General features: G+C 66.4%; 11 protein-coding genes. 4 read left to right on the top strand and 7 right to left on the bottom strand.

Features of this window, described 5'->3' with window-relative positions:
• Nucleotides 1-31 precede the first annotated feature (31 nt).
• The 3 genes from SOM18_RS06435 to SOM18_RS06425 all read right to left on the bottom strand — a co-directional run bounded on the left by SOM18_RS06435 (nt 32) and on the right by SOM18_RS06425 (nt 3,251).
• Nucleotides 32-1,432 carry a methyl-accepting chemotaxis protein gene (locus SOM18_RS06435; protein ID WP_081874137.1) on the bottom strand — a complete coding sequence of 467 codons (1,401 nt, stop codon included), beginning with the start codon at nt 1,430-1,432 and terminating at the stop codon, nt 32-34.
• A 5-nt stretch (nt 1,433-1,437) separates the two neighbouring features.
• Complete coding sequence (locus SOM18_RS06430) at nt 1,438-2,817, bottom strand: sensor domain-containing diguanylate cyclase (protein WP_052380847.1); 1,380 nt, start codon at nt 2,815-2,817, stop codon at nt 1,438-1,440.
• Nucleotides 2,818-2,939: 122 nt separating this feature from the next.
• Complete coding sequence (locus SOM18_RS06425; protein ID WP_152555395.1) at nt 2,940-3,251, bottom strand: hypothetical protein; 312 nt, start codon at nt 3,249-3,251, stop codon at nt 2,940-2,942.
• A gap of 525 nt (nt 3,252-3,776) precedes the next feature.
• On the opposite strand from SOM18_RS06425, the gene rplK reads away from it, so the two are divergent.
• On the top strand, nt 3,777-4,208 hold the full coding sequence (gene rplK / locus SOM18_RS06420; RefSeq protein WP_031392847.1) for a 50S ribosomal protein L11: 432 nt from the start codon (nt 3,777-3,779) through the stop codon (nt 4,206-4,208).
• 4 nt (nt 4,209-4,212) lie between these two features.
• Nucleotides 4,213-4,905: a 50S ribosomal protein L1 gene (gene rplA / locus SOM18_RS06415; protein ID WP_031439626.1), complete on the top strand. Its 693-nt coding sequence runs from the start codon at nt 4,213-4,215 to the stop codon at nt 4,903-4,905.
• A gap of 84 nt (nt 4,906-4,989) precedes the next feature.
• Here the strand turns inward: rplA and SOM18_RS06410 are convergent, their stop codons facing one another.
• Together SOM18_RS06410 and SOM18_RS06405 are read right to left on the bottom strand one after the other, a co-directional pair.
• Nucleotides 4,990-5,844 carry an oxidoreductase gene (locus SOM18_RS06410; protein WP_320481462.1) on the bottom strand — a complete coding sequence of 285 codons (855 nt, stop codon included), beginning with the start codon at nt 5,842-5,844 and terminating at the stop codon, nt 4,990-4,992.
• A gap of 95 nt (nt 5,845-5,939) precedes the next feature.
• Entirely contained in the window at nt 5,940-8,444 is a 2,505-nt protein-coding gene (locus SOM18_RS06405) for a PhoX family protein (protein ID WP_320481461.1), read from the bottom strand.
• A gap of 401 nt (nt 8,445-8,845) precedes the next feature.
• On the opposite strand from SOM18_RS06405, the gene rplJ reads away from it, so the two are divergent.
• Together rplJ and rplL are read left to right on the top strand one after the other, a co-directional pair.
• Nucleotides 8,846-9,361 (top strand): 50S ribosomal protein L10, encoded by a 516-nt coding sequence (gene rplJ / locus SOM18_RS06400; protein WP_031392843.1) that lies wholly within the window; start codon nt 8,846-8,848, stop codon nt 9,359-9,361.
• Nucleotides 9,362-9,425: 64 nt separating this feature from the next.
• Nucleotides 9,426-9,800 carry a 50S ribosomal protein L7/L12 gene (gene rplL, locus SOM18_RS06395; RefSeq protein WP_031392842.1) on the top strand — a complete coding sequence of 125 codons (375 nt, stop codon included), beginning with the start codon at nt 9,426-9,428 and terminating at the stop codon, nt 9,798-9,800.
• A gap of 209 nt (nt 9,801-10,009) precedes the next feature.
• On the opposite strand, the gene SOM18_RS06390 is transcribed toward rplL, so the two are convergent.
• The gene (locus SOM18_RS06390; RefSeq protein WP_320481460.1) at nt 10,010-11,353 is read right to left on the bottom strand and encodes a hypothetical protein; all 1,344 of its coding nucleotides are present in this window, start codon (nt 11,351-11,353) and stop codon (nt 10,010-10,012) included.
• Between the two features lie 126 nt (nt 11,354-11,479).
• Nucleotides 11,480-12,757, bottom strand: coding sequence for an EAL domain-containing protein (locus tag SOM18_RS06385; protein WP_152555548.1), 1,278 nt, complete (start codon nt 12,755-12,757; stop codon nt 11,480-11,482).
• Nucleotides 12,758-12,969: the final 212 nt, after the last annotated feature.

Below are 12,969 nucleotides of genomic sequence, written 5' to 3'. Positions count from 1 at the left end.
CAGGACCCGCACCCGACCCGGCTGGTCAGTCCTACCAGCTCGGCCGGGTCAGCGCGGTGATCGCGGAGGCGGGCAGCCGCCGGGTATCGCTCGCCAGCGTATAATGGTCGCGTTCGCCCGTTGCCGGCTGCGCCGCCGAGGCCGGTGCCGCCTGCCGGACCCCGCCGCCATCGACGACGAAGCGTTGCGCGTGCTGTGCGAGCAGCTGGACCTCCTGCGCGAGCTGCCGCGCCGCGGCGGACGTCTGCTCGACCATTGCCGCGTTCTTCTGCGTCGCCTGGTCCATGCTGCCGACCGCGGCGCTCACCTCGGTGATCGCGAGGGCCTGCGCCTGGTTGTCGGTCGCGATCTGCCGCGAAATATCCGCCGCTTCACGCCCCGAGGCGACGATCCCCGACAGCGCCTGATCGACCAGTTGCACCGCGTCGACCGCCGCACCGATATCGACCTGCGTCACGGTCAGCTGGTTGCGCGCGCGCTTGGCCTCTTCCTCCGCGCGCATCGCCAGCGCGGACACCAGATCGGCGACCACCGCAAAGCCACGTCCGGCATCGCCCGCGCGTCCCGCCTCGACCGCCGCGTTCATCGCCAGGACGCGGGTCTGGAACGCGATCTTGTCGAGTCCCTCGATGACGCTGTCGATCCCCTTTGCGCTATCGCTGACGCGCTCCATCGCCTGGACCGCCGTGTCGGTCTTGTGGCGTCCATGATCGAGCGCGCTCAGCGCCTGCTCGGACGTCGCCACCGACCGCGTCGCGCCCTGCGCGGTATCCTTCAGGCGATTGTCCATCTGATGGATCGCCGCCGACGTCTCCTCCAGGCTCGCCGCGGTGCTCTCGGTTCGCCGCGCCAGATCCTCGGACGCCTGCGCAATCTCGCCCGAGCCGATCTGGATCCTGGAGGCGCCCTGCGCGACCGAGCGGATCAGGTCGCGCAAGCTGGCAAGCGCGATATTGAAGTTCGCTTTCAGGTCCTCGTAGATCGCCGGATAGTCCTCGGTGATGTCGACAGTCAGATTGCCCTCGGCCACCTGCTTGAAATTCTGCGCCATGCGGTTGACCACATCGGCGTTGCGTGACGCCTCGACGTTCAGCGCAATCTGCACCCGCGCATTCTCCTGGAACGTTCCCATCGCCTTGGTCATGCGGCCGACGCAGTCGCGAAAGTTCGTGAACTCGATCGGGCTTTCGAGATCACCCGCGGCCAGCGCCTCCATGCGAACGACGGTGGTGACATAGGGCACCGCGATCATTTCGCGATACGTATAGCCAAGCCCAACCGCAATCAGCGTTGCCGCGACGCCCGCGCCGATCAGCGCGGTGCCCTTAAGGACCAATCCCGCAATTGCGGTGCAGGCGACCAGAATGACGAAACTGGAAAAGGCGATCAACAGTTTCAGGCGGATAGGCGCGTCGGCTTTGAACCATAGCATTCGGGTTATCCTTTGGGAGAGATCGAGCGGGAAAATGGCGCGCGGGACGGCGGCGTCACGGAGCCCCTGGGATGGATGGCGCGGTCGTCGCACACGGTGTTGCGGCCGGCTTCCTTGGCCCGGTAGAGCGCACGGTCCGCGCGCTCGACGAGATCATCGGCGAGGACGTCGGTGCTGCGGTGATCCCGGCTAAGCGATGCGTGACCCACGCTGACGGTCAGCACCGGGCGTGTTCCGTCCTGATGGTCGACGCGCAACGTCTCGACCGCCGCACGGATCGTTTCCGCCGCGGTCGCCGCAACATCGGCACCGGCACTGGGCAGCAGCACCGCGAATTCCTCGCCGCCGAAACGCGCGACCAGATCATTGGCGCGCCGCACCGCTGACCGGATGGCGGTCGCGACGATCCGCAGGCACGCATCGCCCTGCTGATGACCATGATTATCGTTGAACCGCTTGAAATGATCGATGTCGATGAGGATCAGCGACAGGTCGTCACCCGACCGGATCGCGCGGCGTACCTCCTCCGCCAGCGTCCGGTTGAACCGTCGCCGATTGGCGAGCTGGGTCAGCGCGTCGCTGAACGCGTGATGCGCGTTTTCGAGGCGCAGCTCGACCGATTCGGTGATGTCGGTCGCGATCTTGACGATCCGTGTCGGCTTGCCGCACGCGTCAAGGATGGGGTTGTAGCTGGCCTGCAGCCAGATCGGCCGCCCGTCCCGCCCGATCCGGCGGAATTCGGAGCGTATGAACTCCCCCTCGCGCAGCCGTTCCCAGAACCGCTCATAACTGGGATCACAGGCGTCCTCGGGGGTCACGAACATGCGGTGATGCCGACCGCGAATGTCGGTCTCGGTATAGCCGGTAATTGCGAGATAGAGCGGATTGGCGGACAGGATCGTCCCGTCGAGCGCGAATTCGATCATCGCGGTCGATCGCGAGATCGCCTCGAGCATCTTGATTTTGTCCGCGGCGTGCTGATGCTCATGCGTGATATCGTTGGCGAGCTTGAACACGCGCTGCGGGACGCCGTTGCTGTCCAGCACGGGCATATAGGTCGCCTGCAACCAGACTTCGCGACCATCCTTGGCGACGCTGCCGAACTCGGTCTGGATCAGACGCCCCTTGCGCAGCGTGTTCCAGACGGTCGCATAGTCCGCCGTCCCCGCCGCGGTCAGCCGGACGAAGCTGCTGTGATGGCCGCCGATCAGGTCCTGCGCCTCGCGACCGAAGATGCGCAGATAGCGATCATTGACCGCCAGCACCTCGCCTTCCATCGAGAATTGCACCGTCGGGATCGACCGCGCCAGCGCGTCGACGACGAACGGGGCGTTCGCCATATCCCATCTGCCGCCGTCGTCCGCGACGTTGATCATCGTATCCATGCCGAAACTCTCGGAGTGACGGGCGTGCAACGACACGTCCGGCCTCCATTATAGGCCGGCACCATAGTGCCCCGGGCGCATCGGCGCTTTTTTGGCGCGGTCCGGACGACGAACCGCGCGGCCTAGCGCGAGACGGCGCGCCCGGCGATCAGGTACAGGATACAGCCAGACCCGACGAGCATGCCGGGCAGGAACAGCATCGCCGCGGCGATATGCGGCATATCCCGGTAGAGAAGATAATGCGGCCGGTCGGACACATAGATGCTCAACCCGCAGACGATCAGCGCGGTCGCGAGGCAGATCATGGCAAGCGAAACCTTGGGACCAGCGTCCCCGACATGCTCCTCGTCATGCTTCGACGGCCGCATCAGGATCACTGACAGGGCATAGGTTGCGGATATTCCAACGATAATTCCGACGACAAGTATCGTCACCTGTCGGTCAAGTATAAGCGAGCATGCCAATATGAATCCAAGCGGGATCATTAGACCAAGCGCAAGCCCGAGCGCCATTGTAAGGAATCTCAATGTTCCGCTTTCATGATCAAAGGCCGCTCTCATGGCTGTCCTAATCTCTCCTTGCGCAGGACTTGCCACATTTGCCGTATTTTCGCTCATGATTTAGATCATCTTGTACGAATAACTTGAAATTTGCTGATCTGGATCATTGCGGTGAAGGTGAAGACTTTCGGACTGCAATCGGTTGCATACTCAGCGCCAGCCGTTGCTGTGACCGGTCGGGCGATCCCGACGCCGGGACATGGCCGGCGCCTGCGCCGCGATCGCCAATGGTCAGTGCACAGGCTTGCACCAGCGGCACGCCTCGGCTATGCGCGCCAGCTTCCAACATCTGATGATGGAACCTGCGGGAGACGCGCGTCGAGCGTGCGTCGTTCGTACCGCTAGACTCGAAACCGGGCCGTACGCGCTTATGCGGGCGGCCCCTATCAAGAGAGTGACATGGCTAAAAAGATTACCGGATACATCAAGCTGCAGGTCCCTGCAGGCGAGGCAAAGCCCGCGCCGCCGATCGGGCCTGCGCTGGGTCAGCGCGGCGTGAACATCATGGAGTTCTGCAAGGCGTTCAACGCCGGCACGAGCGAACTGAAGAAGGGCATGCCGATCCCGACCGTCATCACGGTCTATGCGGATCGCTCGTTCTCGTTCGAGACGAAGACCCCGCCGGCATCGTACCTGATCAAGGAGGCCGCCGGTCTCAAGTCGGGTTCGAAGGAGCCGGGCAAGGTCGTCGCTGGCAAGATCAAGCGCTCGCAGCTGAGCGAGATCGCCACGACGAAGATGAAGGACCTCAACGCCAACGATATCGACGCTGCGACGAAGATCATCGAAGGCAGCGCCCGCGCAATGGGCCTCGAAGTGGTGGAGGGCTGATATCATGGCAAAGCTGACCAAGAAGCAGAAGGCCGTCACGGTCGACACCGTCAAGCTTCACGCAATTGACGAAGCGATCGCGCTCGCACGCTCGGGCGCCACGTCGAAGTTCGACGAGACGATCGAAGTCGCGCTGAACCTGGGCGTCGATCCGCGTCACGCAGACCAGATGGTCCGCGGCGTGGTGACGCTGCCCAAGGGCACCGGCAAGACCGTCCGCGTCGGCGTGTTCGCCCGCGGCGCGAAGGCTGAAGAGGCTCTCGCAGCAGGCGCAGACGTCGTCGGCGCGGAAGACCTGATGGAGACCATCCAGGGTGGCACGATCGATTTCGATCGCTGCATCGCGACCCCGGACATGATGGGCATCGTCGGTCGTCTCGGTAAGGTGCTGGGCCCCAAGGGCCTGATGCCGAACCCGAAGCTCGGCACGGTGACGATGAACGTCGCGCAGGCGGTCAAGGACGCCAAGGGCGGCCAGATCGAATATCGCGTCGAGAAGGCCGGCATCATCCACTCGGGCATCGGCAAGGCGTCGTTCCCGGCAGAAGACCTGCGCGCGAACTTCGATGCGCTGGTCGACGCCGTGGTCAAGGCCAAGCCGTCGGGCGCGAAGGGCAAGTATGTCCGCAAGATTGCGGTTTCGAGCACCATGGGTGCCGGGATCAAGGTCGACACGACGGAAGTCGCCGGCGCCTGATCGGCGTTCGCGCTTTTGAGTGTTAGGAAAGGGGCCGGGAGAGCGATCTCCCGGCCCTTTCTGCGTCAGGGCCGCCTGATGCGCTCAGGTCGCATCGGCTGGAAAGTCCGCACCCAGGCTGATGTCGCGCGCCGCTTCAATCGCGGCCAGCCGTTCGCGCAGCTTTGCGGTCACGGCCTCATAGCCGAATGCGCCGAGCACCAGATGGCGCGGCGGCACGTCCTGGCTGACCGCGGCGATGATCGCCTCGCCTGCCCGGACCGGATCCCCGGCCTGCGTCCCGCTGACGTCCTTCGTTCCCGCCATCCGCGCGCCCGCGGTATCGGCATAATCGGCAATCTGGCTTGGCGTCTGGCGGAGTGATCGCCCCGCCCAGTCGGTGCGGAACGGCCCCGGCTCGACACAGGTCACGCCGATGCCGAGTGGCCCGACCTCGGCAAGCAGCGCGTCGGACCAGCCCTCGACCGCATGTTTCGATGCTGCATAATAACCCGATCCCGGAAACCCGATGAGCCCGGCGACCGAGGTGAAGTTGACGATGTTGCCGCTGCCCTGCGCGCGCATGATCGGCAGGACCGCGCGGGTGATCGCGAACAGCCCGAACACATTGGTGTCGAACTGGGCACGGATCTCGGCCTCGTCCCCCTCTTCGGCGGTCGCCTGATAGCCATAGCCCGCATTGTTCACGAGCACGTCGATCTGGCCGAACTTGGCCTTGGCCGCTGCGACCGCCGCCTCGACCTGCGCCTGATCGTTGACGTCGAGCGCGAGGGCGAGCGCGATGTCGTCATGGCCCTCGACAAGGTCGGCGACCCGGTCTGCATCGCGCGCGGTGACGACGGCGCGCCACCCGCGATCGAGCACCAGCCTCGCGAGATCGCGGCCGAAGCCGGTGGAGCAGCCCGTGATGAACCAGACGGGCGATGCGGGGAGAGTCATGGACGAACCTTTCCGGATACGCTGGATATGCGTTCGCAGGAGGTAACGCCGAAAGCCGGGGACGGGTCCGTTATGCGACCCGCCCCCTGCCCTGCTTACAGCCCGATGATACCGCCATCGTTCTTGGTGATGACGATCGTCGACGAACGCGGACGCGACGGGGTCGCGACCGCGCCGGCCTGGTTCGCGGGCCAGCTGCTGGTGATGTTGGTGGGACCACCATTCTCGCCGGGATGCTGGATGTTGACGAACAGCGAGCGGCCATCCGGGGTCGAGTGGATGCCGGTGATCTCGCATTCCTTCGGCCCGACCAGGAAGCGCCGCAGCGTCGTGGCCGGTGCCTTGCCGATCCGCGTCGTGACCGTGTTGCTGGTCCCGCCGAGCGTGCTCGTCACGGCGCGCGTACCTCCGTCGCCGACGCGGCCCGGGATTGCCGCGAGCAGCATGCAGTTGGTGACGTCGGTATAGGCGCCGTCATCGGTCTCGATCCACATCACCGGGGTGACATTGCCGGTCGGATTGCTCGGCAGGCCGAACCACAGGCCATCGGGCGACGAGAAGTCGTTGGTCGCGTCGAGCCCCGACAGGTTGATGTTGGTCGCATCGAGATCGCTGCCCGCACCGAATGCGTAGATGTCCCACGTAAAGGCGGTCGCCTCCGACGTGTCGCCGGTCTCGCGCAGACGGATGACATGGCCGTTGGCGTTGCCCGTGGTCTGGCCACCGGTGGTCTTGGGATCGGTATAGGCGCGCGGGTTCGACGCATCGACATTCGCCGCGGTGCGCGACGAGTTGTTGGTCAGCGTGCAGTACATCTCGCCCGTCGCCGGGTTCACCGCGGTCCATTCGGGTCGATCCATCTTGGTCGCGCCCAGGACATCGCCCGCCAGACGCGCATTGATCAGCACATCGGCCTGATCCGCAAAGGGATAGGTCGTATTGGCGCTGGTCAGCGGCCCCTGCCCGAACACGAGCGGCAGCCACTGGCCCGAACCGTCGGCGTTGAGCTTGGCGACATAGAGCGTGCCCGAGTCGAGATATTTGTCGCCGATCGCGAGCCGGTTGGTCGCGGTCGCGTCTGCCGCCGACCAGGGCGTGGCGGACACGAACTTGTAGATATATTCGTTCTGCGCATCGTCGCCCATGTAGAAGGCCGGCTTGACGCCCGCGATCGTCCGGCCGATCTCGCAACCCTCATGGTTCATGCGGCCGAGCGCGGTGCGCTTGCGCGGGGTTGAGGCGGGATCGAACGGATCGATCTCGACCACCCAGCCATATTGGAACGCCTCGTTGCGGAAATCGCCGGTGGCATCGGTCGCGGCGGTCGTGGTGACGTTCCAGCGCGCATAGAGCGTGTTGGCGGAATCGGCCGGCACGACCGAGGCCCAGCCGTAATTGCCGTTGAAGGTGGTGGCGTTGGCGGTCTCGCGGATGCCGTAGCGGGCGAGCGAGACATTCTGCTTGGCGGTCGACCCGCCCCGCGCGGCGACGTCACCGAACTGGCGACGGAAATAGCCCGCCCAATTCTCCTCGTTGGTCAGATAGGTGTGCCACGGCATCGTGCCGTTCGCGCAATTGTTGATCGTCCCGCGGCCCGCTGTGCCGTCGGTCGAATAGCGCGTCCTGAGCAGCGCATTGCCGCGGACCGGACCACTGAAGCTCATCGGCGTCAGCGGCGTGATACGGCGGTTGAGCGCCGAGGCCGGGACATAGCTCCAGGCGGTGGCCGACCGGCTGATCTCGATCACTGAGACGCCGTGGCATTCCATCTCCTTCAGCGCCTCGGACTCGGGGCGGACACCGCCCGCACCGATCGCGCCGCCAGTGCTGGTCGCGCCATTGGGGTGCAGATAGGCCTGGGTGATATTCTCGTGATTGAGCACGAGCAGGCCGCGCGTGTTGCCGTTGGCGTCGGGGGTGCTGCCGGTCGCGGCCAGCCCGAAATAGCTCATGCCGTCATGATGGTCGCCCGCACGGCGTGCGAAGTTCGTGTCGCTGCCGTCATTGGCATAGGCGCCGACGCCGCTCGCGATCGGGTCGCCCAGGCGGTAGAGCACGGTGACGCTGTAGCCGGCCGGCACCGAGACGACGTCGGCAAGGCTCTTGGGAACCGCGGTGAAGTCGAGCCGCGCCGGGCTGACGGTGACGCTGGTCGAGGTCTCGCTGCGGATGCCGTCGGTGCTGGTGCCGGTGAAGGTGAAGGTGAGCGTGGTGTCGGCAGCGACGCTGGGTGCGGTGAAGGTTGCGGTTGCGGTGTTCGCGTTGGCGAGCGTCACGGCCGGGCCGCCGGTCTGGGCCCAGGCGACACCCGTCGCGCTGCCCGACGCTACCGTGCCCGTCAGCGTGACCGTCTTGCCTGCCGAGGTCGCGCCCGATGCACCAGCCTGCACGGTGACCGCACGCCGCGGGTCATCCTCGTCGCAACCCGCGAGCAGCATGCCGCCGAACACCGCGGCGGTCGCGGCGGACAGGCCCCCCATCAGCGTCTGGCGACGCGAATAGCGCACCGCGATCAGATCGTTCAGATGCGGATTGGCGCTGGTGTTCGTGTCGATATCGCCATCGTGATAGGCCATCGTCATGTTCGTCGGAATTTTCATACGTCCCCCCGGATCGGCCGATCTGACCGCTGCGGGGAGCTTTGGCCGGGTAAAGCGGCAGTGCGGTGAAGGAACGGAGACACCTTCGCGTCAGTCGCGTGACGGTTCCGCGACAGGCACCGGACCGCATCTGGGCGATTGACTTCGCGACCGATTCCGCTATGCGGCGGCTTCGTTCGGCGGGTCCGCCTGCCGAACTCCGTCCGAGACAGTGGGTGCACCGGGTTTGCCGGCGCTTAATCTCCCACCTAGACGGGGAATGAGATTTTGCGGAGCGCTCCGGCGCCTGCCCTCTCCCATGCCCCATCGACGAGACACCCGGAAGCGCGGGCTTGTCTGCGCCTCCGGTTAGTAACCGGGTCCACCGTGCAAATGGTGAACCTGAAAACGTGGAGAATGGCATGGATCGTGATCAAAAGACCGCGGCCGTAGCCGAGCTGAACCGCACCTTCTCCGAGGTCGGCGTCGTCGTTGTGACGCGCAACCTCGGCCTGACCGTCGCACAGTCCACTGTGCTGCGGAACAAGATGCGCGACGCCGGCGCGACCTACAAGGTCTCGAAGAACAAGCTTGCCAAGATCGCAATGGACGGCACCGACTACAGCTCGCTGGGCGACATGCTCACGGGTCCGGTCGGTCTGGCCAGCTCCATCGATCCCGTCGCGGCCGCCAAGGTGGCCGTGGAATTCGCGAAGACGAACGACAAGTTCGAAATCGTGGGTGGGGCGATGGGCGCGACGACCCTCGACGTCGACGGTGTGAAGGCGCTCGCAACGCTGCCCTCGCTGGATGAACTGCGTGCCAAGATCCTCGGCCTCATCGTGGCACCTGCCACGAAGCTGGCGACGATCACGCAGGCTCCGGCAGCGCAGCTCGCGCGCGTGCTTTCCGCCTACGCGGAGAAGGAAGCCGCCTGATCTTGCAGGCTCTTTCGTTACTTTTTGAACTGATGGGGCACATGCCCCGAGATGGAGATTTATCATGGCAGACCTGAACGCGCTCGTTGAGAGCCTGAGCGAACTGACCGTTCTCGAAGCAGCTGAGCTTTCGAAGCTGCTCGAAGAGAAGTGGGGCGTTTCGGCCGCAGCAGCGGTCGCAGCACCGGCAGCTGGCGGCGGCGCAGCCGCACCGGCCGCTGAAGAGCAGACCGAATTCGACGTCATCCTGACCGGCGACGGTGGCAAGAAGATCAACGTCATCAAGGAAGTCCGCGCGATCACGTCGCTCGGCCTGACCGAAGCCAAGACGCTGGTCGAGTCGGCTCCCAAGGCCGTCAAGGAAGGCGTGTCGAAGGACGAAGCCGCCAAGATCAAGGCACAGCTCGAAGCAGCTGGCGCGACCGTCGAGGTCAAGTAAGCCGCAGCGGGAGAGACGCTTCAGCCACGCTGAAGCGCACTCCCCGCAAGGCCGGCCGGCGGCATTCATGCCGACCGACGAAGCAGGGGCCCTGCCCCTGCTGGCCGCAGCAAAAAAAGGGCGGCCCCAGCGATGGGGTCGCCCTTTTTTCGTGCCTGATAGAACGCAACCGGGCCGGGTCGATGCAACCCGGCCCGTCGTCTGAGCGGCTAGACTTCGATCGCAGGCGCATGGGGCCGCGCGGCGATCCCGTCATACATGCGCGCGGGGATATCGAGCCAGAACGGCGCAAGCTTGGCCGAGTCGACCCGCTCCACACCGATTGCCCAGGCGCGCGCGGTCTGACCGGCGATCGTCCCGCTGGCATAGCGGATGTTGACCGCGACGATCGGCACGAACATCGGCCGGTCGGCCGCGGTCATGCTGTGGATCGCCTCACGCGACATGGCCGAGACCGTGCGGATCGTGCGCGACTCTCCCGACGCGAGCGTGAACGGCGCAGTCGCCGGACGCGGGACCTGACCCGCATTCACCGCCGTCAGATCGGCGTCCTGGCCGGCATGCGCGCTCAGCAGGACCGCCTGGACGCGGATTGCCTCCGCGATGCCCGCACCGACATTCGTCACCACGAGCTCACACTCGGCCGTCGCGCTGAGCAGGTTCAACCCAGCACGAAGCGGGCGCAGCTCGACCGACAGACGCGCCCGCTCCGGCTCGCGCGCGCGCCGGTCGAGAAATTGCGGGGTTGCCGCCGTCGCGAGCTCAGGCGGGGACGGCGGTGCGATCGCCGGGGTCGGCGTCACCACCCGCGCGGGGCTCGGCGGGACCGGCGCCGGCGTGGGTAGCGGGGGAAGCGGCCTTGCTGGCGGTGCCTCGGCTTCCGTCAGCGGTTCGGGCTCGTGATAGTCCAGCCGATCATGCCGTTTACGCGGCCCCCTGCGCAGCAACCACAGCGCGATGACGACGATCGGGATGACCGCCAGCCAGAGCCAGAACGGCATCGCCCTGCCCTGCTCCGGCGCAGCGATCGTGCGCTCGACGGGGGCGGAGGACGGCGCGACGGCGGGGGCGACTTCGGGGCTCGCGGTGGTTGCCGGAATGGCTGGGGCCGGTGTGGTCAGCGCCGGGGTGACGGTCGATGGGGGTGCCGGATCTGTCCGAACGTCCGCCGCGTCGCGCGGTGCGGCGGACGGCACGGCCTCCGCTGCACGTCGGGACGTCGTATCGGCATCGACCCGCGCGGCTCGCGGCGTATCGGGCTCTGCACTGCGTGTCGCCGGCGCCCGCGCGGGGGTACGGCTGCGCGGCGCAGCCTCTGCAGTGGTCGCAGCCGGCAGAACCAGTCGCGGCGTATCGGGTACGGGAACCGCTGCCGTCCCCGTGTCGCGGGCCTGAAGCGGCTCGAGCCCGCGAACCGCCCCGGCGGGCGCCGGTGGGGTCGACTGCTGCGACGCGGCGTCCGACGTCTGGCCCGCCTCCTGCGCGACCGCGGGCGGCGCCAGCGCCAGGCCAGCCGGCACGATCAGAAGCGCGCGGCGCCATTGTATGCTCATCGTCGAAAATTCCCTCCTGCAACGCTAGCGCGGGGAGGCCGAACGAACCGCGGCGGCAAGCCGCCATGCGATGAGCCGCGCCGCGAGGGCGACCAGATGATCGTCCGCATCGCGAACCGCTGGCCTTCAGATCACGCGGACGTGCGCGAAGCTCCCCGCCGCCATCGGCCGACCCCAGTAGAAGCCCTGTGCACAGCGAGCGCCCAGGTCGCGGGCGATCGCGAGATGCTCTTCGGTCTCGACCCCCTCGACGACCGTGCTCAGCCCTCGCGCGTGGCAGGACCGGACGACCTCGCGCAGTATGCCGAGTTCGTGCACGTGGCGTGCGCAATGGCCGAAAAAGTCCTTGTCGATCTTCAGCTCGGCGATCGGCAGCGTGAAGACGCGATCGAAATTCGTCGCCCCCTTGCCGAAATCGTCGAGCGAGAACACCACGCCCAGATCGCGCAACCCGTTCATGTCGCGGACCAGCCGCTGGGTATCGACCGGCCGGGCATCCTCGGTGATCTCGATGATCAGGACGCCCCGTCCCGGCCCGTTCGACGCGACGCCGCGCCGGCGCAATTCATCGCCCAGCGCCGCCTGGAACAGCGGATCGGCCAGCACCGCCTGGCTGCAGTTGATCGCGACCGGCGCGGACCGTTGCTCGACGCTCAGCGCAAGCCAGAGGTCGAGCGCGGCGGTGACCGCCTTCATCGTCGCTGCCGCCTCGATCCCCGCATCGGTCATCGCGGCGAACAGCCATTCGGGGTTCACCCCCGGGATGTTGCGCAGCCGGGCGAGCGCTTCATAGCCGGCAACCTGATCGGTCGTCAGGTCGATCTTGGGCAGGAACTCGTAATGCAGGTTAGGCAGCAGCCGCGATCCTGCAAGCAGCGCCGAGATCATGCGCCGATCGCCCGCAGCGTCATCCGAACGGCCCGTCCCGGTCGCGAGCGACGCGAGGATCGCGGTGAGGGCGCCGATCTTGTAGGTCCGTTCGAGCGACCCGACGAGCGGATGCTCGCCGATCGTCGCCTCGCCGAGGACGGCGGACGGATATTCGCCCGGCGGCCGCAACTCGATCACCGGGCAGATCCGGCCCTCGTGCCCGATCTGATCGAGCACGGTGATCAGATCGTCGCCACGCGATTGCGCGTCGGCAATCACGACGTCAGGCGCGAACGCCGTTCCCGCCGCGATCTCCGCCGCATGACCGATCCAGGCGACGGCATAGCCACGGGACCGCAGTTCCGCGTGCGCCTGGCACGATGCCGCGTCGGCGGCATGGACGAACAGCAGTCGCGGCAGAACCGCGCTCCCGTCCCCCGCCACAGGCAGACAAGCGGAGGCCGGGCTTGCCAGCCCCGGGCCGAAACCTGCTGCCGCACCCGGTGGGGGCGCCAGACTGGGATCGGCGCTCACGCGGACGGGTCCGACCGGGCGGCTATCGACATGGGCGTGAACTCGGCAATAGGGTGGACGCTGACGAATGACGGCTGAACGCCACCGGCAAGGCCCGCCGTGCGGCGGATTCAATCCCGGTAGCCAATTGGTATCTACTAATCCTGATCAGCACTGTCATCCCCGCGAACAGCGCCGCACCCGCACCAGGTCGCTCGTCGCCCAATAAGCCG

The organism is Sphingomonas sp. CFBP9019, from assembly GCF_034045155.1.
GTDB lineage: Bacteria > Pseudomonadota > Alphaproteobacteria > Sphingomonadales > Sphingomonadaceae > Sphingomonas > Sphingomonas aerolata.
The sequence above is the reverse complement of the archived record's forward strand: the minus strand, read 5'-3'. Positions and strand labels throughout refer to the sequence as shown.